The following is a 1,020-nucleotide window of genomic DNA, read 5'->3' on the forward strand; positions in this document are numbered from 1 at the left end:
CTTCTCGCGGGGCAGCGGGGCGGCCAGGGGGGACCGGGGCGCCGGTCTGGGCCTGGCCATCGTCCGCGCCATCGCCGAGGCCCATCACGGACGGGTGGACCTGCGCTCCGCGCCGGGCGTCGGTTCGACGTTCACCCTCGTCATCCCCACCGGAAAGAGGTACGTGTGAGTCGCATCCTCATCGTCGAGGACGAGGAGCGGATCGCCTCGTTCGTCCGCAAGGGCCTGGACGCCAGCGGGTTCACCACCACCGTGGTGGGCACGGGGGCGGAGGCCGTGGACTACGCGGTGACCGGCGGGTTCGACCTGATGCTGCTGGACCTGGGCCTGCCGGACACCGACGGGTTCGACGTGCTGCGGCGCGTGCGCTCGCTGGGCGTGGACATCCCCGTGGTCATCCTGACCGCGCGCGACGGCGTGCGGGACACGGTGACCGGCCTGGAGATCGGGGCCGACGACTACGTCACCAAACCGTTCCGGTTCGAGGAACTGCTGGCCCGGGTGCGGCTGCGGATGCGCAACGAGCGTCCGACCGAGCTGACGGTGCTGCGCGCGGGCGGCCTGGCCCTGGACCTGCGCACGCGGCGGGTGGCGGTGGAGGGGACGTCCGTGGACCTGACCGCGCGCGAGTTCTCCCTGCTGGAGCTGCTGATGCGGCACCCGGGCCAGGTGCTCACCAGGCAGCAGATGCTGTCGCACGTGTGGGGCTACGACTACGACCCCGGGTCGAACGTGGTGGACGTGTTCGTGCGGGCGCTGCGCCGCAAGGTGGGCGCGGAGCGGATCGTGACCGTGCGCGGGATGGGCTACCGGTTGACCGGGTGAGACGGGCGGCCCTGTGCTGACCCGGGTGGTCCGGACTGCCCTGCGCACCGGGTGACCCGCGTGCTCCGGGTGGTCCTGTGCTGACCCGCGTGGCCTGCGTGACCTGCGTGAGCCGGACGGCCCGGGCCATGCGTGACCGGCGTGACACGGAGGACCCGGACGGCCCGGGCCGTCCGGCTCACGCAGGTCACGCAG

At 72.9% G+C, this 1,020-nt stretch carries 2 protein-coding genes; both read left to right on the forward strand.

The genetic code is table 11. The features are described 5' to 3' along the window. Positions 1 to 169: ATP-binding protein (locus DQW06_RS24445; protein WP_198662538.1), on the forward strand; the 169-nt coding region annotated here is incomplete at its 5' end. Further along, entirely contained in the window at positions 166 to 825 is a 660-nt protein-coding gene (locus DQW06_RS24450) for a response regulator transcription factor (protein ID WP_013155784.1), read from the forward strand. The genes DQW06_RS24445 and DQW06_RS24450, both read left to right, overlap by 4 nt. Positions 826 to 1,020: the final 195 nt, after the last annotated feature.

Source organism: Nocardiopsis sp. TNDT3 (genome assembly GCF_003427465.1).
Taxonomy (GTDB): domain Bacteria; phylum Actinomycetota; class Actinomycetes; order Streptosporangiales; family Streptosporangiaceae; genus Nocardiopsis; species Nocardiopsis dassonvillei.